This is a genomic window from Allobosea sp. P4_E12 (assembly GCF_056401655.1).
Window position 1 is genome coordinate 166,833 of the sequence record NZ_JBFUIY010000014.1, and the last position, 19,432, is coordinate 186,264.

The following is a 19,432-nucleotide window of genomic DNA, read 5'->3' on the forward strand; positions in this document are numbered from 1 at the left end:
CCTCCTCAGATGATATTGGCCTCCGTCAGCGGCCGCCCCGCAACGATGCGCTCGTGACCGAGATCGGCAAGATCGAGCGTGCGATAGCCGCCATGCACAATCTGCTCGGCAATCCCCCTTCCCACAGCCGGGGACTGCTGCAGGCCGTGCCCCGAGAAACCATTGGCGAGATAGAGATTCGGCAGGCCGACGGCCGGGCCGAGGATGGCATTGCCGTCGAGTTCATTCATGTCATAGGGGCCGGCCCAGGCGCGACCGGGCTTGATCGCCTCGAAGGCGGGCACACGATGGGCGAGCGGCGCCCAGACATGCTCCTCAAAAAAGGACCAGTCGACATCCTCCACATCGGCATCGGTCTCGATCCATTCGCGATCGAGTTCGGCCGGCGGGGAGGCGCCGCAAATGAACATCTGCCCCTCGCTGCCGCGCTTGCCCTCGGGCCGGCAATAGGCACCGGAGGTATCGATCAGAAGCGGGCAGTTATCGACCTCGCCCTTGCAGGTGAAGCTGAAGACGTAGCGCTTCATCGACCTGACGGGAATCGCGATGCCGGCCGTTGCCGCCAGCCGCGCACCATGCGTGCCCGAGGCGTTGACGACCGCGCCACAGCCGATGCGGCTGCCATCGCCAAGCTCGACGCCGACGACGCGACCGCCTTCCACGATAAAGCGCGCCGCTTCGCCCTGGCGGTACTCGACACCGAGCGCGCGCGCCTTCTTGCGAAAGGCCTGGAGCAGCGCCCAACCGTCGAACCAGCCCTCCCCGCTGACCCCATAGGTGCCGCAGGCGAGATCCTCGACATTGAGCCAGCTAAATTTGCTGCGCAACATATCCGCAGCATAGAGCGCAATATCGGCGCCCTCGTCCTGCTGCAGTTTCTGGTTCGAGGCGAGGACCGGGGCTCCCTCGCCGCTCGCGACATAGAGGTAGCCGCCTTCATGCAGATCGATGGCCGGAACCTCGCCATCGACGGCGAGATGCGTCCCGATATTGCGCAAAAATTCGATGCCGTGGAGCGAGATACGGATGTTCACCGAACTCGAGAATTGCTGGCGGATCGAAGCCGCCGAGAGCGCCGAGGCGGAGTAGCGGTAGGTCGGATCCTTCTCCAGGACCACCACCTTGCCCTTGAAGCCTGGGTCGGCGGCGAGATGATAGGCGACGGAGGAACCGATGGCGGCCCCTCCACAGATCACGACATCGGCGGTCTCGGAAAAGGACGGCATGTCAGTCCTGCGCAGTTCGGGCCACGACGCTCTGTGGCCGGGGTTGGTGAATTTCACGCATGAATGACGCGACTGCGCCGGCTTGTCGAGTGCTCAGGCCGTGAGCCCGCATTCGCCGAGCAGCCAGTCGCGAAAGGCGATCACCGCCGGCAGCGCCGCCCGGGTCTCGGGATAGACCAGGTAATAGCCCTCCGTGCCGCTGACCGGCCGGTCGACCGGAACGACGAGCGCGCCCGAGCGCAATTCCTCCTCGATCAGGAAGCGCGGCACGATCGCAAGACCCAACCCAGCCACGGCCGCCTGCGAGACCATGGCAAATTGCTCGAAGCGCGGCCCCATCAGCGCCCGCTCCGGCGGCAGCCCCTGTTTTTTCAGCCAGTTCGCCCAGGCCCGGGGTCGCGTCGCCTGCTGCAGCAACGGCGCGCGCAGCATATCCGCCGGCTCCTTCAAGCCCAGGCGCTCGACCAGCGAGGGCGCCGCCACGGGAACGACCTCCTCCCCCATCAAGCGATGAAGCACAGCGCCAGGCCAGACCGGATCGCCGAAATGCACGGCGGCATCGATCGGCTCGCGCGCGAAATCAAAGGGCACCAGCTTGGTCGTGAAGTTGATGGTGACGCCGGGATGGGCCTCGATGAAGCGCGGCAGACGCGGAATTAGCCAGCGTGTGCCGAAGGTCGGCAGGATACCGAGATGCAGCACGCCGGCCGCGCCGCGAAAGGCCATGGCCGAGACGGTCGCAGCCGCAAGGCGCGAGAGCCCATCGCGGATCTCGGTCGCATAGGCGCTCCCGGCCGGCGTCAGGCTGACGCGTTTCTTGACGCGCTGGAACAGACTGACGCCGAGCACCTGCTCGAGATGCGCGACCTGGCGGCTGATCGCCCCTTGCGTCAGGTTCAGTTCCTCGGCGGCGCGCGTGAAACTGCCATGGCGCGCAGCCGCCTCGAAGGCCGCGAGCGCCGACAGGGAGGGCACCGAAAGGCGTCCGGGAACGAGATCAAAGGTCATGAGCTATTCTCATCAACTCGTGAGAACATATCGGTTGCCGAGCGCAACCGGAAGAGGGCATTCTGCGCCCTTCCGGCGCGGCGGCTCTTTCCCGCGCCATTTGACATACTAGCAATCGACAGGTCGGAACCAGGACATGGCTTCATCTTTGCCGAAGGATGCGCTCGCGCTGCTCAAGCGTCTCGGCGTGCCGGACACCGTCTTCGCGTCCGCGGGCCTTGCAGCACGCTCCCCCATCACCGGCGAGACGGTGGCGACGCTGCGCGAGACGAGCGTTGCGGAGACCGAGGCGGCGATCGGCCGCGCGCAGTCTGCCTTCCTGGCCTGGCGCAAGGTCCCGGCCCCGCGCCGTGGTGAATTCGTCCGCCTGCTCGGCGAGGAGCTGCGCAACGCCAAGACCGATCTCGGCCTGCTGGTGACGCTGGAAGCCGGCAAGGTCACCTCCGAGGGGCTCGGCGAAGTCCARGAGATGATCGACATCTGCGATTTCGCSGTCGGYCTKTCGCGCCARCTCTAYGGCCTGACCATCGCCACCGAGCGCCCGAGCCACCGCATGATGGAGACCTGGCATCCGCTCGGCGTCTGCGGCGTGATCTCGGCCTTCAACTTCCCGGTCGCCGTCTGGTCCTGGAATGCGGCGCTTGCATTCGTCTGCGGCGACAGCGTCGTCTGGAAGCCCTCCGAGAAGACCCCGCTGACGGCGCTCGCCGTCCAGGCCATCGTCGAGCGCACCATGAAGCGCTTCGGCCCCGAGGCTCCGGTCGGCCTGTCGGAAGTCCTGATCGGCGGTCGCGAGATCGGCGACGCACTGGTGCAGGATCACCGCGTGCCGGTTCTCTCCGCCACCGGCTCGACCCGGATGGGCAAGGAAGTCGGCCAGAAGCTCGCCGCCCGCTTCGCCCGCGCCATTCTCGAACTCGGCGGCAACAATGCCGCGATCGTGGCGCCTTCCGCCGATCTCGATATCGCGCTCCGCGGCATCGCCTTTGCTGCGATGGGCACGGCCGGCCAGCGCTGCACCACGCTGCGCCGCCTGATCGTCCATGAGAGCGTCTATGACGCGCTGATCCCGCGCCTGATCAAGGTCTATGGCTCGGTCAAGATCGGCGATCCCCGCGAGGCCGGCGTGCTGGTCGGGCCGCTGATCGACGAGGCTGCCTATGAGGGCATGCAGAAGGCGCTCGGCGAAGCCAAGGCTGCCGGCGGCAAGGTCCAGGGCGGCGAGAAGGTCGATGTCGGCAGCGGTGGCTTCTATGTCCGTCCGGCGCTGGTCGAGATGCCCGAGCAGACCGGCCCGGTCGAGCGCGAGACCTTTGCGCCGATCCTCTATGTCATGAAGTACAAGACGCTGGACCAGGCGATCGCGCTGCAGAACGCGGTCGGTGCCGGTCTCTCCTCGTCCATCTTCACCCTCGACATGCGCGAGGCCGAGACCTTCGTTTCCGGCGAAGGCTCGGATTGCGGCATCGCCAACGTCAATATCGGCCCTTCGGGTGCCGAGATCGGCGGAGCCTTCGGCGGCGAGAAGGAGACCGGCGGCGGCCGCGAGGCCGGTTCGGACGCGTGGAAGGCCTATATGCGCCGCGCTACCAATACGCTGAACTACGGCACGACATTGCCGCTGGCGCAGGGCGTCAGCTTCGACGTCGACGCCTGAGCGAACGGGAGAGAAACCATGGCCGAAGCCGCACGCAGCCACTCCGCAAGCCACAAGCTCGCGGAATTCCAGTGGGACGATGCCTTCCTGCTCGACGACCAGCTCAACGAGGACGAGCGCCTGATCCGCGACACGGCCCGCCAATACGCGCAGGAGAAGCTGCTCCCGCGCGTCTCGGAGGCCTATCTCGAGGAGAAGACCGACCGCTCCATCTTCAATGAGATGGGCGAACTCGGCCTGCTCGGCGTGACGGTGCCGGAGGAATATGGCTGCGCCGGCGCCAACTACGTCTCCTATGGGCTGGTGGCCCGCGAGGTCGAGCGCGTCGATTCCGGCTATCGCTCGATGATGAGCGTGCAGTCCTCGCTCGTGATGTATCCGATCTACGCCTATGGCGACGAGAACCAGCGCAAGAAGTACCTGCCCAAGCTCGGCTCCGGCGAGTGGATCGGCTGCTTCGGCCTGACCGAGCCCGACGCCGGCTCCGACCCGGCCGGCATGAAGACCCGCGCCGAGAAGGTGGCCGACGGCTACAAGCTGACCGGCTCGAAGATGTGGATCTCGAATTCGCCGATCGCGGATGTGTTCGTGATCTGGGCGAAGTCGGCCGCGCATGACAACCAGATCCGCGGCTTCATCCTCGAGAAGGGCATGAAGGGCCTGAGCGCGCCGAAGATCGGCGGCAAGCTCAGCCTGCGCGCCTCGATCACGGGCGAGGTCGTCATGGACGGCGTCATCGTGCCGGAAGAGAACCTGCTGCCGAACGTCTCTGGATTGAAGGGGCCGTTTGGCTGCCTCAACCGCGCCCGCTACGGCATCTCCTGGGGCGTGATGGGCGCCGCCGAGGACTGCTTCCACCGCGCCCGCCAGTACGGGCTCGACCGCAAGCAGTTCAACAAGCCTCTGGCCCAGACCCAGCTCTACCAGAAGAAGCTCGCCGACATGCTGACCGAGATCACGCTCGGCCTGCAGGGCTCGCTTCGCGTCGGCCGCCTGCTCGACGACGGCAGGATGGCGCCCGAGATGATCTCGCTGGTAAAGCGCAACAATTGCGGCAAGGCGCTCGACATCGCCCGCCAGGCCCGCGACATGCATGGCGGCAACGGCATCTCGATCGAGTTCCACGTCATGCGCCATGCCGCGAACCTGGAGACGGTCAACACCTATGAGGGCACGCATGACGTTCATGCGCTGATCCTCGGGCGCGCCGTCACCGGGCTGCAGGCGTTCTTCTGAGCCGCGACCTCATGCCTGGGGCTTGCCCCAGGCATGTCTTTTTGCCGCGCACCCTTCAAGGGATGGCTGGGCCAAACCCGGCCATGACGGCAGCCTCGAAGCCGGAATGACCTGATGACGACTCCTCCCCTTGCCGGCCTGCGCGTCCTCGAACTCGCGCGCATCCTTGCCGGCCCCTGGATCGGCCAGTTGCTGGCCGATCTCGGCGCCGATGTCGTCAAGGTCGAAAGCCCAGAAGGCGACGACACCCGCAACTGGGGTCCTCCCTTCGTCGAAGGGACCGACGGCGGCACGCTCTCGGCGGCCTATTTCCACAGCGCCAACCGCGGCAAACGCTCGATCACGGCCGATTTCCGCACGGAGGAGGGCCGCGCCCTGGTGCGCAAGCTCGCCGGCCATGCCGATGTGGTGATCGAGAACTTCAAGGTCGGCGGGCTCGCCAAATACGGGCTCGACGCCGCCTCGCTGCGCAAGCTTCATCCGAACCTGATCTATTGCTCGATCACCGGCTTCGGACAGGACGGTCCCTATGCCGAGCGCGCCGGGTACGACTTCCTGATCCAGGGCATGGCCGGCTCGATGTCGATCACCGGCCAGCCCGACGGCCAGCCGACCAAGGCCGGCTATGCCAAGACGGACATCTTCACCGGGCTCTACGCGACCGTCGGCATCCTGGCGGCGCTGCGGCGACGCGATGCCACCGGCGAGGGCGCAACGCTCGACCTTGCCTTGATGGACACGCAGGTCGCCGTGCTCGGCAACCAGGCGCTGAACTACCTGGTCTCAGGAAAAGCCCCGGCCCGGCTCGGCAACGCCCATCCCAATATCGTGCCCTACGAAGTCTTCCCCGTCGCAGACGGGCACATCATCATCGCGACCGGCAATGACGGGCAATACCGCAGGCTTTGCGACGTGCTTGGCCGCTCCGATCTCGGCAGTCATGCCGATTATGCCGACAACAAGGGCCGGGTCGCCAACCGCGCAATCCTGATCCCGATGCTGGCTTCGCTGACCGCCCGCCGCCACAAGGCCGAACTTCTGGCTGCGCTGGAAGAAGCCGGCGTTCCGGCCGGCCCGATCAACACGATCGACGAGGTCTTTGCCGATCCGCAGGTGGTGGCCCGCGGCATCAAGGTCGACCTGCCTGCCGAGGCTGCGGCCAAGGGCGCGATCCCGACCGTCGCCTCGCCCATCGTCATCGACGGCGAACGGCAGGTCGCATCGCGGCCTAGCCCTCGGCTCGGCGAACATCAAGACGACATCCTGAACGACCCCGCCTGGGGAGGGCATACACATGGCTGAACGGACTGGCGGGCAGATCCTCGTCGACCAATTGCTGATTCATGGCGCGACCGACGCCTTCTGCGTGCCCGGCGAGAGCTATCTCGCCGTGCTCGACGCGCTGCATGACGCGAAGCTGAAGGTCACCATCTGCCGCGCCGAAGGCGGCGCCGCGATGATGGCCGAGGCTGCCGGCAAGCTCACAGGCAAGCCCGGCATCTGCTTCGTCACCCGCGGCCCCGGCGCGACCAATGCCTCGCCGGGCATTCATATCGCCGACCAGGACTCGACCCCGATGATCCTGTTCGTCGGCCAGATCGAGCGCGGCATGCGCGAGCGCGAAGCCTTCCAGGAACTCGATTACCGCGCCGTCTTCGGCACCATGACGAAATGGGCGACGGAGATCGACGACGCTGCCCGCATTCCCGAGATCATCAGCCGTGCGTTCCATGTCGCGACCTCCGGCCGCCCCGGCCCGGTGGTGATCGCGCTGCCCGAGGACGTGCTGACCGACCTCGCCGACGTCGCGGACGCAGAACCCTATCAGGTCACCGAGACGCATCCCTCGCTGCTGCAGACGATCGACCTGCAGAAGCGGCTCTGGGCCGCGAAATCGCCGATTGCCATCCTCGGCGGCTCGCGCTGGAACCCGCAGGCGATCGAGCGTTTCCAGCGTTTTGCCGAGCGCTTCGACCTGCCGGTCGCGGTCTCCTTCCGCCGGCAGATGCTGTTCCCGGCCAACCATCCGAATTTTGCCGGCGATCTCGGCATCGGCCCCAATCCGAAGCTCCTGAAGCGCATCCAGGACAGCGATCTCGTGCTGCTGGTCGGCGGCCGCCTCTCCGAGATGCCGAGCCAGTCCTACACGCTGTTCGGCATCCCCAATCCGGGCCGACCGCTGGTGCATGTCCATCCCGATCCGGAAGAACTCGGCCGCGTCTACCGGCCAAGCCTCGCGATCAATGCCTCGCCGACCGCCTTCTGCGCCGCCTTGGAGACCGTTCATCCGCCCCAGACGATCAACTGGGCGAGTGCGGCGGCCGAAGCGCATGATGCCTATCTCGCCTGGAGCGAGCAGCCCGCCCCGGTACCTGGCGCCTTCCATCCCGGCGAGGCCGTCACCTGGTTGCGTCGCTACCTCCCCGATGACGCGATCCTCTGCAACGGTGCCGGCAACTACGCCACCTGGGTGCATCGCTTCCATCGCTTCACCAAGTTTGCGACGCAGCTCGCGCCGACCTCCGGGTCTATGGGTTATGGCGTGCCGGCGGCAATCGGCGCCAAGCGGCTGTTTCCCGAGAGAACGGTGGTCGCCTTCGCCGGCGACGGCTGTTTCCTGATGAATGGCCAGGATTTCGCGACGGCCGTGCAGTACGAACTGCCGGTGATCGTCGTCGTCGTCGACAACGGCATGTACGGCACGATCCGCATGCATCAGGAGAAGCACTATCCTGGCCGCGTCTCGGCAACGACGCTGAAGAACCCGGATTTCGCGGCCTATGCCAAGGCTTTCGGCGGCCATGGCGAGCGCGTCGAGACCACGGCCGAGTTCGCTCCGGCCTTCGAGCGCGCGGTCGCCAGCGGCAAGCCGGCGATCATCCACTGCCTGCTCGATCCCGAAGCGATCACGCCGGCAAAGTCGCTCTCCACGATCCGCGAGGAAGCCTTCGCCGCTCAGCGCTGATCGCCGCGGAGCGCGACCCATCTGCGGCCGAACCACATGCGGCGCAGCAGACCGTCACGCCAGATCAGTACGTGAACCAGCGCCGCCGCGACATGAATCGCGGCGAGCGCGAGGAGAAGGTTGCCCGCCCAGGCATGCAGAGCCTGCATCAGCTCATAGGTCGCCTTGTCGGGCCCGATGAGATGCGGGACGGCAAGCCAGCCGAAATAGAGCGTCGGGATCTGCAGCGGCGCGGCCGACACCATGAGCAATCCCGTGACAGGCAGCGCGATCAGGCAGACATACAGGCCTGCATGGACCACGTCGCTGGCCCGCTGCAGCCATCGCCCAGCATTCGCCGGCGGCGGCACAGGGGCGACCATGCGCAGGACAAGCCGCAGCACGATCATGCCTGCGACCGTCAATCCCACCGACTTGTGCAGTTGGTAGAGTTCGAAACGCTCGACGAGGTTGCGGCTTTCATCGCGCATCGGCGACGCGATCAGGAACTGGGCAATGACCAGCAGCAATGTCAGCCAATGCAGCGCGACGAGGGCCGGGTGCCAGCGCATCGGCCGCCCCACCACCTCGCTCATCGCGCAAGCTGCCCCTTGATCACAAGCTCGACCGCGTCATCGACGACATTGACCTCCCGGCCGAGTTCGAATGCAGGGCGCAAAAAGGTGCCATTGGCCTGGAAGGGCAGCTTTTCGCCGCGCCTGGCCCTGTCGATGTCGCCATCGACGACAGCCATCACCGTAATGGGGCGGGTGATCGAACGGATGGTGAGCTGCCCGCGTATCTCGAGGCTGCGGTCGCCGGTGCGGATCACCGCAGCAGAGGTGAAGCTCGCGGTCGGATAGCGCCCCGTATCGAGCATGCTCTCGCCCTTGATGAAGCCATCCATGAGGGCAGAGCCGGCCTGGAGCGAACCCGTCTCGATCGTGACCCTGATGCGGCTGCGTTCAGGCCGATCGAAATCGAGCGCCAATGTCCCGTCATAATGCGTGAAATGGCCGGTCGCGACGACTGCCCCGAAGCGGCGGGTCACGAAGCTGATATCGGTGGCCCCGCGCTCGATACGCCAGGTCGTTTGCGCCGCTGCAGGCTCGGCGACGACCAGGCCGGCAATCACGAGTGCGACATAACGGAGCATCCCGCCATTGTCGCGCCCATGATGGCCGGGCCGTGGCACCCGGCCCCGCACACGCAAAGGTGATGCCGCCCTAATGCATCGGCCTGAAAGGTGGATTGCGGCTTTCGGGAAAGCCGATGCAAACACAAAGGGTTCGATCACCGGACCGGATACGATGTCCGGTCCGGTGATCTAGCCTGCCTGCGGCGTCGCTCGCCTGGCGGCGGCGCCATTGAAGGTCGAACGGATCGCCATGGCCAATGCGATACAAGCCCAGCCCTGGAAGATCAGCTCGATCGCGAGGAAGGTGCCGAGGACCCAGAAGCTCGAGGCCGGCCATTGCGCCAGGATCATCCCGCCGAGCGCGAGTGAAAGCAGCCCGGAGACCAGAACCCAGATCCAGACCGGCGTCGGCCGCGTCTGGAAGGCGACGATGATGCGGAAGATGCCGGCTGCGACCAGGGCAAAGCCCGCCAGAAGCGTCAGCGACGCCGTCGCCACGACCGGGTTGATGAAGGTCATGATGCCGACGCCGAGATAGAGCAGGCCGATCAGCACATGCATCAGCAGGCTTTTCCAGCCGCTGTGCCGGAAGGCGTCGATCAGCATGACCACGCCGCCGGCGAACATCATCGCGCCGAACCAGATGGCGCTGGCAACGCTGAGCAAGGCGGAAGCGCCAAGCCCGAGCACGCCAAGGATGACCAGGGCAATACCGGCTGCAAGCAGCCAGCCCCAGTTACGTCGCAAAGGCAGGAGATGCGTACCGAGAGAAGGTGGTTGATGCGCGGGTGCGTCCGACATGACCAGGCCCCCAGTGGAACTTCACGAAGGCTCCCACCACCGGGGCTCGCCGTCAACTCCGGGCGCACCCTAGGGGCGAACCGCTAATGTTCTCAATAGGTTGCCAGACCGCCCAAAAGATCGAAAACGGCGCCGGCGGAGAAACTGCAGCGCTCACTCGCCAGCCAGGCGACGAGCTCGGCCAGCTCATCGGCCGTTCCCAGCCGTCCGAGCGCGCTCTTGGCGACCGCGCCGGGCCGCCATTCAGGCGAACGCGACCTGAGCCAGCGGCGTGACACGGATCGTCGCGGAACCGGCATCGAAACCATCCAGCAGGGCATTGTGATGCGCCACGATCTGCTCGACCTGCAACGTATCGCTGTCGGCGGTCGTATGCGCATCGGCGACGAGCGTGACATCGAAGCCCAGGCCGACGGCACGCCGGCAGGTGGTGTCGACACAGTACTGCGTCATCAATCCGGCGATCACGAGATGGCCGATCCTCCGTTCCGCGAGCACAACCTGCAGGGCCGTGTCGTGAAAGGAATCGCAGGCCGTCTTGTGAACGACGATGTCGCCGGGTTGTCGCGGCAGGTCGGGATGAAGGTCCCAACCTAGGGTCCCGGTTTCCAGACGGTGTCCGGCCGGGCCGTCATGCTGGATGAAGATCACCGGGCGCTGGGCGGCATGCGCGCGGCCGATCAACTCGGCCAGGCGCTCGCGCACTTTCGCAAAGCGCTCCCCGACGACTGCGCGCGCAGCTACCGGCACGGCCAGGATGTCGCGCTGGACGTCGATGATGACAAGTGCCGACATCAGGCAGCCTTGGCGCCCTCGAGACGGGCATCGACCAGCTTGCGCAGGTTGCGCAGATCCTTGACGAAGCCGCGAATGCCTTCGGCGAGCTTCTCTGTCGCCATTGCATCCTCGTTCAGCGCGAAGCGGAACGCCTTCTCATCGAGTAGCAGCTTCGCGGGTGCCTTCCCGGAATTGTCCGGCGCGAGCCTGCGCGGCAGATCGCCCTGCGCCGCGGCGAGCTCGTCGAGCAGGCCGGGGCCGATGGTCAGCCGGTCGCAGCCCGCCAGCGCCTCGATCTCGCCCGTATTGCGGAAAGAGGCGCCCATCACCACCGTGTCGATGCCGTAAGCCTTGTAATAGGCATAGATGGTGCGGACCGAGACCACGCCGGGATCGGTTTCCGCCGTGTAGGGGCCGCCGCCGGCCTTGACGTGCCAGTCGAGGATTCGACCGACAAAGGGGGAAATCAGGAAGGCCTTCGCATCCGCACAGGCGATCGCCTGCGGCAGCGAGAAGAGCAGGGTCAGGTTGCAGTCGATGCCCTCGGCCTGCAGCACCCTGGCCGCCTGGATGCCCTCCCAGGTCGAGGCGATCTTGATCAGGATGCGCTCCCGCCCGATGCTGCGCTCCTTGTAGGCAGCGATGATGGCACGGGCCTTGTCGATGCTCGCCTGCGTGTCGAACGAGAGATCGGCATCGACCTCGGTCGAGACCCGTCCGGGGACGATTCCGGCAAGTTCGGCGCCGAAGGTCACGGCCAGCCGGTCGCAAACCGCATGCACGCGGGCCTCGCTGGAACCGGCAGCCTTCCGGCCCCAGACAATCGCCTCATCCACGAGATGGGCATAGGCCGGGGTTTCGACGGCCTTGAGCAGCAAGGTCGGGTTCGTGGTGCAATCGACAGGCTTCAGACGGCGCACCGCTTCGATATCGCCGGTATCGGCGACGACGGTGGTCATCTTGCGGAGCTGGTCGAGCTTGGAAGCGGTCATGGCGATCCTGCCGAAATCGGTGTCTTGAACAATGGTCAAACCTGCGGCGCTCTTCCGGTCCGGTCAAGCGAGTAGGCCGGAAGGACGGCTGCGCGCACGGCGCAGATGGGTCAGCTCTTGACTGCCCCCGATGTCAGGCCCCCGACCATGTTCTTGCGGAAGCCATAATAGATCACAGCCGGCGGGATGGCGTAGAGCAGGCCCGCGGCCATCAGCAGATTCCAGGGTGCGTCATCCGCCGAGAGGAAGAGTCCAAGCCCCACTGCCAGAGGCACCGCCTTTTCGCTCGAGAGCAGCAGGAAGGCGTAGAGATACTCATTCCAGGCGAGCAGCAGCGCGTAGATGCCGATGACCACCATCGACGGCTTCATCAGCGGCAGATAGACCATGCGGAAGAGCTGCAGCGAGGTCGCGCCATCCATGATCGCCGCCTCGTCGAGTTCCTTCGGCAGCTTGTCGGAGGCCTGCTTCAGAACCCAGATCGCATAGGGCGAAGCCAGCGCGACCATGGCGAGGATCAGCGCAGTCTGCGTGTTGAGCAGCCCGTAGGAGCCCATCGCCTTGTACATCGGGATGGCGAGGAAGGCGGCCGGGATGAGGTAGGTCGCCAATGCCAGGTTCATGATCGTGCGCCCGCCCCTGACCCGCAGCCGGGCGATGGCGAAGGCGGCGCAGGTGGCAACGAAGAGCGTCAGCAGCCCCGTGGCCACGGCGATGAAGAAGCTGTTGAACATCTGCAGCCAGAAATTGGTCAGGTAATAATGCTGCTGCTTGAAGACGATCTGGAAGTTCTGGAGCGTCGGCTGATCGGGCCAGAGCTTGCCGGCCAGCATCGACTCCTGGTTGGAGATCGAGAGCACGAAGAGATGGTAGATCGGCAGAAGGGTCCAGAGCAGGACCGGGATCGCGATCAGGATCAGCTTGCCTTCGTCGAGAACCTTTTTCATCACTCGGCTCCCTTGGACAGGCGCTTCACCATCACGAAGACCATCGGCAGGATCAGCGGCATCGCGACGATGATGGAGGCGATACCGAGATCCAGGTTGTTGTTGCGCATGTAGCGGATGCCGAGTGTCGCCAGCACATGGTTCAAGTCGCCCGGCCCACCCCCGGTGAGCAGGTAGACGCTGTTGAAATCACCCAGCGTCCAGATCATCGAGAGCATGGTCGAGGTGACATAGAGCGTCGCCAGCGACGGCCAGGTGATGAAGCGGAACTGCTGCCACCCGTTGGCTCCGTCGACGCTCGCGGCCTCATAGAGATCCTGCGAGATCGCCAGGCGGCCGGTGACCAGGATCAGCGTCCAGAACGGCAGCGACTTCCAGATATGGACCATGATCGAGCTCGCGAAGGCGAGTGTCGGGTCGGTGAGCCAGCCCGGCCCCTCGACGATGCCGAACCAGTGGAAGAGCTGCTGGTTGAGCATGCCGTTCTCCGGGTTCAGCATCACCCGGAAGGACAGGATGGTCGGAATCGAGGGCACGGCCCAGGGCAGGATGAACAGCACCAGCACGATGCGCACCCAGGCGCGCTGCTGCACGAAGAAGCCCGAGAGCCAGAGCGCGAGCAGGAACTTGAGGTTCACCGCCACGAACAGGAAGATGATGGTATTGACTACCGTGCGAACGAAGATCGGGTCCGCGAAGAGTGCGCGATAGGACTGCCAGTTGAGCCCCAGCCAGAGGCCGTAACCGACCGGGTAGACCACCATCACGGCGAAGACGAGAATATAGGGCATCAGCATCAGCGCGCCCCAGAGCGCCCTGTCTCGCGTGTGGCCCGAGGTCATTTCGGCCGATACCGTTGCCGGCGCTGACATGGTGGTGGCGGTCATCAGTTGTCCTCCGAGGCCCCGCATTCTTTCGACGGGTCGGCATCCCACGGCGTGTTCGGCCGCAGGATGCCGTTTTCGCGGTCGTTCAGGTCGTCGGGATCAGCCGGCGATCTGCTTGATGCGAGCGATCATCTCGTCCACGGCCTGTTCGGGCGAGATCTTGTCCTGGACAACGCGGTTCACCGCCTTGGCCCAGACGTTCTCGGCATTCACGGTCGTGAAATTGTAGTTGTAGACGAACTGGAACGGAACAGTGCCGTCCTTGTACTGCTTGTAGACGACCGCGCGGTGCGGGTCCTTGCCATCGGACCAGAACGGAGCCTCGATGCCCTTGAGCGTCGTCGGCACCCAGCGCCCGGCCGAGCCCTCGACGAAGGGACGCAGGTTCTCGTCCTTCATCAGGAAGGCCATGAACTCCTTGCCGCGCTTCTTGTTCTTCGCATCGGCGAAGATCACGGCCGTCTTGACCGCCGCCAGGTTCGTCATGGGGCTGCCATCCGGCTTCCTCGGGAACTCGGCCGTGCGGATGTTCTCCTCGTAGTTCTTCTTCGCGGTCGCCCGCTGCTCGGCGGTCAGCGCCGGATTGTTCATGTCGTCCATGTGCTTGCCGGCGATCGAGATCGTGGCGTTATGCGTGGCAACGGTCGTGCGGTTGTGGAATGCGACGTTGTTGTCTGGGTCGAGCCAGTTCACCGACGAGGGCGGGGTGCAGCCGCGTTGGAAGATGTTCGCATAGGCCTTGACCGCCTCGATCATCCCGGCCCGGTTCTTGGGCTGGTCGAGGACGATCTTGCCGTTCTCGTCGACGACCTGCGCGTTGAAGGCGTTGGCGAAGGTCAGGAAGCTGTAGAAAGTGTCGGAGGCGGCGACGCCCATGGGATGGCCGATGCCGTAGATGCGCTTGCCCTTGGCCCGCAATGCGCCCTGAACCTTGTCACACCAGAAATCCCAATAACCGTCCCAGCCCTTGGGGATGTCCGCTTCCTTGAAGCCCGCCTCCTCCAGCATGTCCTTCCAGTAGGTGATGTGCATCATCTGCTGTTCGACGGGGAAGGCGTAGTAGGATTTCTTGCCGGCCTTGTTGTTCATCAGGAAGGTCGTCGCCAGCGCCTGCGGCTGGAACTCTGCCTTCATCGGCTCGATCACGTCGGTGACGTCCTCGAGCTTGCCGTCGAAGGCCCATTTCCCGGTCGTGCGGAAATCATAGGTGGTGCAGAAGCCGACATCGGGAGGCGTTCCGGCCTCGACGGCGCCGACCGATTTGGTCACGCAATCCTCAGTCGCATAGAGCGAGAGATCGACCTTGACGCCCGTCGCCTTCTGGAACTTGTCGACCACCGCGAGCAGGGCATCGTCCTCGCCCTTGTAGAAACCCTTGGTGAACCAGACCGTCACCGTCTCCTGCGCAACGGCGGCGCCGGACCAGCCGGCGGCGATCGCCGCGAAGGCTGCACCGGTCACGAGATAACGCATGGATTTCATTGAGAACCTCCCATTTCAAACGTTTAAATCTGACGTTTTGGTACGCCTTCACCGAGGAGACTAGTCGAAAACCCGTTCGACAAACAAGCCGGGCAGATGCGGGAAATTCGGGCAGGCCGGGCCGTTGGCCCGGTGGCGCATCAGCACCTTGTGGAGCAGTTGCACTGCCGCAAGCGGCCCCGGTGATGACAGGTCACGGATGTGTCATATACGCGGTCTACCGCGAGTGCCGGAGGCCGGCCGGCCGACGGACAGGAGAGAAAGACAATGCATTCGAAGGCGATGATCGCTCTGGCTGCGACGGGCCTTGCCCTTTGCCTGGCCCCTCTCGCTGTCCAGGCGGCCGAGGGCAAGCTGGTTCTTTACACCAGCCAGCCCAATACCGACGCCCAGCAGACCATCGATGCCTTCAAGGCGAAATACCCCAAGGTCGAGATCAGCTTCGTGCGCGACGGCACACCGCGCATCATGGCCAAGCTCAGGGCCGAGATCGAGGCCGGCGCGCCTCAGGCCGATGTTCTTCTGATCGCCGATTCGGTGACGATGGAAGGGCTGAAGCAGGAGAACCGGCTGCTCGCGCATGAAGCCGCCGCGACATCGGCCTATCCCGCCGGCATTCACGACCCGCAGAAGATGTGGTTCGCGACCAAGCTGATCACCACCGGCATCGTCTACAACACCAAGGCGGGACTGAAGCCGACCAGCTGGCTCGACCTCGGCAAGCCGGAGGTCAAGAACCTGCTGGCCATGCCGAGCCCCCTGAACTCCGGCGCAGCTTTGATCCACACCATGACGCTCGCGGGCAACCTGCCCGGTGGCTGGGGCTACTATGAGACCCTCAGGAACAACGGTGCGCTGGCAGCAGGTGGCAATGGCGACATCCTGAGGCAAGTCGCGACCGGCGAGAAGCTCTACGGCATGATCGTCGACTTCATGCCGATCCGCGAGAAGGCCAAGGGCGCGCCGGTCGAGTTCGTGTTCCCGAGCGAGGGCGTCTCCGCCGTCAGCGAACCGGTCGCGATCCTCAAGAGCACCAGGAATCCGGAGGCCGCCAAGGCGTTCGTCGATTTCCTGATCTCCAGGGATGGCCAGGAACTTGCCCTGAAGCAGGGCTATGTCGCGGCACACCCCGACGTTGCGCTGCCCGCGGGCTATCCCGAGCGCGCCGCCATCAAGCTGATGCCGTTCGATGCGGCCAAGGCGCTGGCCGACGAGACCGCAGCGCGCAAGCGCTTCAGCGCGATCTTCGAGTAAGCCCAAGCCAGGCCGGACGCAGCATGACCCTCGTCGCCCGCTCCGACCGGCCGCATATCGGGCAACCTCGGCTCCTGCCGGGGTTGCACCTGCCTTCAGGGCTCGGGCTGCCCGTGCTGGTGGCGCTTTGCGTCCTGGTCTTCGGTGGCCTTCCCTTCCTGCGCCTCCTGCTCGCCGCTTTCGCGCCCGGCGGCCGGTTCATGCCGGATGCAGCCCTCGCCGAAATCGGCAGCCGGGCCGCCCTCACCGCGACCTTGCACAGCATCGAGACCGCCGGTCTCTCTGCGCTCGGCGCCTTCGCGATTGGCGGCGCCGTCGCGATCCTGCTCGCAGTGACCGATCTACGCGGCAAGCGTCCGCTGGCCTTCGCCTTCGTCTTCTCGATGATGATCGCGCCGCAGGTGGCGGCGCTCGCCTTCCTCAGCCTGACCGCCCCCCACTCTCCCATTCTTGGCGCGCTCGGCCTGACACCGGCGCCGGGAACCCCCAATCCCCTGCTGGGCCGCGGCGGGATCATCCTGGTCATGGCGCTGCATCATGCGCCGCTGGTCGCGATCACGCTCTGGAGCGGGCTGCGCAGCATCCCGCATTCCCTGGTCGAGGCGGCGCAGCTCGAAGGTGCGGCGCCACCGACGATCATCACCCGCATCCTGCTGCCGGTGCTGCGCCCGCAGATCGTCGCAGCCGGGTTGATCGCCTTCGTCGCCGGCATCGGCAATTTCGGCATTCCTGCACTGCTCGGACTGCCGATGAACTATCTCACCCTGCCAACCCTGATCTACCGGCGGCTTTCGAGCTTTGGACCGGCGGGGCTGCCGGATGCCGCGGCGCTGTCGTTGCTCGTCGCGCTGGTCGCCGGCCTCGGCATTCTCGCAAGCATCCTTGCGACGCGCCGCGGCGGCAAGGTCGAAATCGAGCGCCCCTTGCAGCCCTTCTGGCCCCTCGGCAGCGCCCGCCCCTTCGTCACGGCCGGCCTCTGGCTCCTGATCGCCCTCAAGCTCGGCCTGCCCTTCCTTGCCTTGCTCAGCGAGGCACTGACGCCAGCGCTCGGCGTCGCGCTCTCCTGGCAGAGCCTGACCTTCGACAAGTTCACCGAGGTGCTGCTGCGCCAGGACGTGACAGCGCGCGCCTTCCGCAATTCCTTCCTGTTCGCCGGCACCGCAGCGGTGATCCTTGCGCTGGCCTCGATCGCCTTCGCCTATGCGCTGGAGCGGCGAATGGGCAAGGCGAGGCGTGTCGTCGAACTCGTCATCGAGCTGCCCTACGCCTTGCCCGGCGTGGTGCTCGCCATCGCCTGCATCCTGATGTTCCTGAAGCCGCTGCCGCTGATCGGCGTCAGCATCTATGCGACACCATTCATCATCCTCTTCGCCTATCTGGCGCGCTTCCTGCCGCTGGCGCTGAAGGCCCCGATCGCGGCAATGGCGCAGATCGAGGCGCATCACGAAGAGGCGGCGAAACTCGATGGTGTCACGCTCTGGCAGATGCTGCGTTTCATCGTGGCGCCGATCCTCGCCCCGGCTGCGACGGTCAGTGCGCTGATGGTGTTCCTCGTGGCCTTCAACGAGCTCACCGTCTCGGCCCTGCTCTGGTCCTCGGGAACCGAGACGCTGGGCGTCGTTCTGTTCAGCCTGAAGGAAGCCGGGCTCGCCGGCGAGGCGGCAGCGGTCGCGATCAGCGCCTCGGCGGTGATCCTTTGCGTGATGCTGCTGCTCGACCTTTGCGCCAAGCGCCTGCCGGAGAATGTCCTGCCCTGGCGGATCTGAGCATCACTCCGCCGCCTGCGTCTCGATCCTGGGCTCGCCCATCATCAGCGAGCGCGCCGCCTTCGCCTCGCGAACAATGAAATCGACGATGGCGCGCACGCGGGCGACATCCTTGAGATCGGCATGGACCAGCAACCAGAACGAGCGCGTGATCGACACCTTATGCGGCAGGACGGGCACCAGGCGCGGCTCTGTCGCCGCCATGAAATGATGGATGACGCCGATACCGGCGCCGGCAACCACCGCATTCATCTGGGCCAGCACATTCGAGCTCTGCACCTGCGCCCGTAGGCCTTTGGCGACCTCGTCGAGATAGTCGAGCTCCGGCGTGAAGATCAGGTCGTCGATATAGCCGACGATCCGATGTTCGAAGAGGTCGTCGGGCTTCGCGACCACCGGCATGCTGTCGAGATACTCGCGCGTCGCATAGAGGCCGAGCCGGTAATCGCAGAGCTTGCGCGCGACGACCTTGCCCTCCTTGGGCGGCGCCAGCGTGATCGCGACATCGGCCTCCCGCTTGGACAGCGACAGCAGCCTCGGCATGGCGATGAGCTGCAGCTCGAGCCCGGGATAGGCCTTGGCGAGGCCGGCCAGGCGCGGCGCCAGGAAACAGGTCCCGAAACCGTCCGGCGCGCCGATCCGCACAGTGCCGGCCAGCGCCATGTCGGCGCCGCCGATATCGCTCTGGATCGCGAGCGCCTCGGTTTCCATGCTCTCGGCCTTGGCCAGCAATCGCTCGCCATGGGCTGTGAGGGTGTAGCCCTGCGGCCGGCGCTCGAAGAGCTTGGCCTTGAGCGATTCCTCCAGAGAGGTGACACGACGTGAGACCGTGGCATGATCGGCGCCCAAACGCCGGGCCGCAGCCGTCAGCCGGCCGGAGCGGGCAACAGCGAGAAAGAAGCGCAGATCATCCCAGTCGAACCTCTCCAAGACGCTCTCCCTGATATTTGCTTTTGCGCACGGCGACCGCTTGATAGTTGCTATAGCCGTGCACAAACGAGAATGGTAGGGGTGAGGCCAATCAAGACACCACACCATTCGTAGGGAGGGCGCGATGCGTCAGGTCGGTCATTTCATTGGTGGCAAGCACGTCGCCGGAACCTCGGGCCGCACGGCCGACATCTACCAGCCGATGGACGGAACCGTGATCGGCAAGGTCGCGCTCGCCTCTCCCGCCGAGATGCGCGCCGCTGTCGAAAACGCACTGGCGGCGCAGCCGAAATGGGCGGCGGTCAACCCGCAGCGCCGCGCCCGAGTGCTGATGAAGTTCCTCGACCTCATCGCGCAGAACAATGACGAGCTGGCCGAGCTGCTCGC

At 65.4% G+C, this 19,432-nt stretch carries 18 protein-coding genes; 7 read left to right on the forward strand and 11 right to left on the reverse strand.

Annotated elements, in window-relative coordinates:
- Positions 1 to 5 precede the first annotated feature (5 nt).
- Together AC1DW9_RS19335 and AC1DW9_RS19340 are read right to left on the reverse strand one after the other, a co-directional pair.
- Positions 6 to 1,226 carry an NAD(P)/FAD-dependent oxidoreductase gene (locus tag AC1DW9_RS19335; protein ID WP_441506051.1) on the reverse strand — a complete coding sequence of 407 codons (1,221 nt, stop codon included), beginning with the start codon at positions 1,224 to 1,226 and terminating at the stop codon, positions 6 to 8.
- Between the two features lie 93 nt (positions 1,227 to 1,319).
- Positions 1,320 to 2,234 carry a LysR family transcriptional regulator gene (locus AC1DW9_RS19340; RefSeq protein WP_476775456.1) on the reverse strand — a complete coding sequence of 305 codons (915 nt, stop codon included), beginning with the start codon at positions 2,232 to 2,234 and terminating at the stop codon, positions 1,320 to 1,322.
- A gap of 136 nt (positions 2,235 to 2,370) precedes the next feature.
- Here AC1DW9_RS19340 and amaB point away from each other — a divergent pair, with 136 nt between their 5' ends.
- The 4 genes from amaB (at position 2,371) to AC1DW9_RS19360 (ending at position 8,092) form a co-directional block, all read left to right on the forward strand.
- Positions 2,371 to 3,891 carry an L-piperidine-6-carboxylate dehydrogenase gene (gene amaB / locus AC1DW9_RS19345; RefSeq protein WP_441490108.1) on the forward strand — a complete coding sequence of 507 codons (1,521 nt, stop codon included), beginning with the start codon at positions 2,371 to 2,373 and terminating at the stop codon, positions 3,889 to 3,891.
- Between the two features lie 18 nt (positions 3,892 to 3,909).
- Positions 3,910 to 5,127, forward strand: a complete 1,218-nt coding sequence (locus AC1DW9_RS19350; RefSeq protein WP_113515131.1) for an acyl-CoA dehydrogenase — start codon at positions 3,910 to 3,912, stop codon at positions 5,125 to 5,127.
- Between the two features lie 114 nt (positions 5,128 to 5,241).
- Positions 5,242 to 6,429 carry a CaiB/BaiF CoA transferase family protein gene (locus tag AC1DW9_RS19355; RefSeq protein ID WP_441506049.1) on the forward strand — a complete coding sequence of 396 codons (1,188 nt, stop codon included), beginning with the start codon at positions 5,242 to 5,244 and terminating at the stop codon, positions 6,427 to 6,429.
- Entirely contained in the window at positions 6,422 to 8,092 is a 1,671-nt protein-coding gene (locus AC1DW9_RS19360) for a thiamine pyrophosphate-binding protein (protein WP_441506048.1), read from the forward strand. The genes AC1DW9_RS19355 and AC1DW9_RS19360 overlap by 8 nt, the downstream gene beginning before the upstream one ends.
- Here AC1DW9_RS19360 and AC1DW9_RS19365 read toward each other — a convergent pair.
- From AC1DW9_RS19365 to AC1DW9_RS19400, 8 genes are all read right to left on the reverse strand, one after another.
- A complete protein-coding gene (locus AC1DW9_RS19365) occupies positions 8,083 to 8,667 on the reverse strand; it encodes a cytochrome b (protein ID WP_441506047.1) in 585 nt (194 codons plus the stop codon). The two genes, AC1DW9_RS19360 and AC1DW9_RS19365, sit on opposite strands and share 10 nt — an antisense overlap.
- On the reverse strand, positions 8,664 to 9,227 hold the full coding sequence (locus AC1DW9_RS19370; protein WP_441506046.1) for a YceI family protein: 564 nt from the start codon (positions 9,225 to 9,227) through the stop codon (positions 8,664 to 8,666). The genes AC1DW9_RS19365 and AC1DW9_RS19370 overlap by 4 nt, the downstream gene beginning before the upstream one ends.
- A gap of 171 nt (positions 9,228 to 9,398) precedes the next feature.
- Positions 9,399 to 10,010, reverse strand: coding sequence for an HdeD family acid-resistance protein (locus AC1DW9_RS19375; protein WP_441506045.1), 612 nt, complete (start codon positions 10,008 to 10,010; stop codon positions 9,399 to 9,401).
- 243 nt (positions 10,011 to 10,253) lie between these two features.
- The gene (locus tag AC1DW9_RS19380) at positions 10,254 to 10,805 is read right to left on the reverse strand and encodes a cysteine hydrolase family protein (protein WP_441506044.1); all 552 of its coding nucleotides are present in this window, start codon (positions 10,803 to 10,805) and stop codon (positions 10,254 to 10,256) included.
- Complete coding sequence (gene tal / locus AC1DW9_RS19385) at positions 10,805 to 11,779, reverse strand: transaldolase (protein WP_441506043.1); 975 nt, start codon at positions 11,777 to 11,779, stop codon at positions 10,805 to 10,807. The genes AC1DW9_RS19380 and tal overlap by 1 nt, the downstream gene beginning before the upstream one ends.
- Positions 11,780 to 11,889: 110 nt before the next feature.
- Positions 11,890 to 12,726 (reverse strand): carbohydrate ABC transporter permease, encoded by an 837-nt coding sequence (locus tag AC1DW9_RS19390; RefSeq protein WP_113515117.1) that lies wholly within the window; start codon positions 12,724 to 12,726, stop codon positions 11,890 to 11,892.
- Positions 12,726 to 13,613 carry a carbohydrate ABC transporter permease gene (locus AC1DW9_RS19395; protein WP_441490115.1) on the reverse strand — a complete coding sequence of 296 codons (888 nt, stop codon included), beginning with the start codon at positions 13,611 to 13,613 and terminating at the stop codon, positions 12,726 to 12,728. The genes AC1DW9_RS19390 and AC1DW9_RS19395 overlap by 1 nt, the downstream gene beginning before the upstream one ends.
- Positions 13,614 to 13,712: 99 nt before the next feature.
- Positions 13,713 to 15,086 carry an ABC transporter substrate-binding protein gene (locus AC1DW9_RS19400; protein ID WP_441506135.1) on the reverse strand — a complete coding sequence of 458 codons (1,374 nt, stop codon included), beginning with the start codon at positions 15,084 to 15,086 and terminating at the stop codon, positions 13,713 to 13,715.
- Between the two features lie 276 nt (positions 15,087 to 15,362).
- On the opposite strand from AC1DW9_RS19400, the gene AC1DW9_RS19405 reads away from it, so the two are divergent.
- Positions 15,363 to 16,349: an ABC transporter substrate-binding protein gene (locus AC1DW9_RS19405; RefSeq protein WP_441506042.1), complete on the forward strand. Its 987-nt coding sequence runs from the start codon at positions 15,363 to 15,365 to the stop codon at positions 16,347 to 16,349.
- A 23-nt stretch (positions 16,350 to 16,372) separates the two neighbouring features.
- Positions 16,373 to 18,115, forward strand: a complete 1,743-nt coding sequence (locus AC1DW9_RS19410) for an ABC transporter permease (protein WP_441506041.1) — start codon at positions 16,373 to 16,375, stop codon at positions 18,113 to 18,115.
- Positions 18,116 to 18,118: 3 nt separating this feature from the next.
- Here AC1DW9_RS19410 and AC1DW9_RS19415 read toward each other — a convergent pair whose 3' ends face one another.
- A complete protein-coding gene (locus tag AC1DW9_RS19415; protein ID WP_441490118.1) occupies positions 18,119 to 19,045 on the reverse strand; it encodes a LysR family transcriptional regulator in 927 nt (308 codons plus the stop codon).
- A 124-nt stretch (positions 19,046 to 19,169) separates the two neighbouring features.
- Here AC1DW9_RS19415 and AC1DW9_RS19420 point away from each other — a divergent pair.
- Positions 19,170 to 19,432 (forward strand): aldehyde dehydrogenase family protein (locus tag AC1DW9_RS19420; RefSeq protein ID WP_476855158.1); only part of this gene is annotated, 263 nt, incomplete at its 3' end.

Coding starts and splice junctions, on each gene's coding strand:
- tal (WP_441506043.1), bottom strand. CDS start 11,779: ATGACCGCTTCCAAGCTCGACCAGCTCCGCAAGATGACCACCGTCGTC.
- AC1DW9_RS19395 (WP_441490115.1), bottom strand. CDS start 13,613: ATGACCGCCACCACCATGTCAGCGCCGGCAACGGTATCGGCCGAAATG.
- AC1DW9_RS19380 (WP_441506044.1), bottom strand. CDS start 10,805: ATGTCGGCACTTGTCATCATCGACGTCCAGCGCGACATCCTGGCCGTG.
- AC1DW9_RS19340 (WP_476775456.1), bottom strand. CDS start 2,234: ATGACCTTTGATCTCGTTCCCGGACGCCTTTCGGTGCCCTCCCTGTCG.
- AC1DW9_RS19410 (WP_441506041.1), top strand. CDS start 16,373: ATGACCCTCGTCGCCCGCTCCGACCGGCCGCATATCGGGCAACCTCGG.
- AC1DW9_RS19390 (WP_113515117.1), bottom strand. CDS start 12,726: ATGAAAAAGGTTCTCGACGAAGGCAAGCTGATCCTGATCGCGATCCCG.
- AC1DW9_RS19335 (WP_441506051.1), bottom strand. CDS start 1,226: ATGCCGTCCTTTTCCGAGACCGCCGATGTCGTGATCTGTGGAGGGGCC.
- AC1DW9_RS19370 (WP_441506046.1), bottom strand. CDS start 9,227: ATGCTCCGTTATGTCGCACTCGTGATTGCCGGCCTGGTCGTCGCCGAG.
- AC1DW9_RS19375 (WP_441506045.1), bottom strand. CDS start 10,010: ATGTCGGACGCACCCGCGCATCAACCACCTTCTCTCGGTACGCATCTC.
- AC1DW9_RS19360 (WP_441506048.1), top strand. CDS start 6,422: ATGGCTGAACGGACTGGCGGGCAGATCCTCGTCGACCAATTGCTGATT.
- AC1DW9_RS19400 (WP_441506135.1), bottom strand. CDS start 15,086: ATGCGTTATCTCGTGACCGGTGCAGCCTTCGCGGCGATCGCCGCCGGC.
- AC1DW9_RS19350 (WP_113515131.1), top strand. CDS start 3,910: ATGGCCGAAGCCGCACGCAGCCACTCCGCAAGCCACAAGCTCGCGGAA.
- AC1DW9_RS19365 (WP_441506047.1), bottom strand. CDS start 8,667: ATGAGCGAGGTGGTGGGGCGGCCGATGCGCTGGCACCCGGCCCTCGTC.
- AC1DW9_RS19355 (WP_441506049.1), top strand. CDS start 5,242: ATGACGACTCCTCCCCTTGCCGGCCTGCGCGTCCTCGAACTCGCGCGC.
- AC1DW9_RS19405 (WP_441506042.1), top strand. CDS start 15,363: ATGCATTCGAAGGCGATGATCGCTCTGGCTGCGACGGGCCTTGCCCTT.